Source organism: Methylophaga sp. UBA5088 (genome assembly GCF_002414625.1).
Lineage (GTDB): Bacteria > Pseudomonadota > Gammaproteobacteria > Nitrosococcales > Methylophagaceae > Methylophaga > Methylophaga marina.
Map to the genome: position 1 here is coordinate 399 of NZ_DIAC01000043.1, position 305 is coordinate 703.

The 305-nt window shown below is 48.2% G+C and carries 1 pseudogene; it reads left to right on the forward strand.

Features of this window, described 5'->3' with window-relative positions:
• Positions 1–305, forward strand: a pseudogene (locus tag B4K20_RS05890) (nitrate reductase); the annotation flags it as partial.

Genomic DNA, 305 nt, shown 5'->3' on the forward strand with positions numbered 1-305 from the left:
TGAACAACAAACGACAACAAAGACGACTTGTCCTTACTGCGGTGTGGGGTGTGGTGTTTTAGCAACCCCACTTGAAACTGGCACAGTACAAATTGAAGGTGATGCAGAACATCCTGCCAATTTAGGCCGTTTATGTTCTAAGGGATCGGCTCTAGGCGACACTCTCGATTTGGGTAACCGTTTGCTACACCCCAAAGTTGATGGCAAGCGAGTTTCGTGGGAGCAAGCCATAACATCAGTGGCTAGAGGCTTTAGTGAGATCATTGCTAAACACGGTCCAGAGTCTGTGGCGTTTTATGTGTCGG